This window comes from Pauljensenia sp. UMB6358 (genome assembly GCF_030216865.1).
In the GTDB taxonomy this organism is placed as follows: domain Bacteria; phylum Actinomycetota; class Actinomycetes; order Actinomycetales; family Actinomycetaceae; genus Pauljensenia; species Pauljensenia turicensis_A.
Genome location: NZ_JASOMS010000127.1, coordinates 1 through 294, shown reverse-complemented (window position 1 = coordinate 294; position 294 = coordinate 1). Strand labels below are relative to the sequence as shown.

At 56.8% G+C, this 294-nt stretch carries 1 protein-coding gene; it reads left to right on the top strand.

The window, feature by feature from the left end:
• Positions 1 to 24: 24 nt before the first annotated feature.
• The coding region (locus tag QP381_RS08890) for a recombinase RecT (protein WP_285068627.1) at positions 25 to 294 on the top strand (270 nt) is incomplete at its 3' end.

The window sequence follows — 294 nt, the reverse complement described above, 5'->3', positions numbered from 1 at the left end:
AAACCCGCGATGAGTGCGGATCTTATGGCGGCTTTGATTCGTAAGGCTGGGCATAAGTTGCGGGTTGAAAGTGATGATCAACATTGTACTGCCACGGTGATCCGTGCGGATGACCCGGATGCTCCAATGAGCGTTACTTGGGATGAGGCGAAGGCCCGTCGCGCTGGTTTGTGGGGGAATAAGGGGCCGTGGTCGCAGTACCCTGCGGCAATGCTCCGAGCCCGCGCTATTAGCGAGGTTGCGAGGATGGCCGCGAATGACGCGTTGATGGGCGTTATTTATACGGAGGAAGAA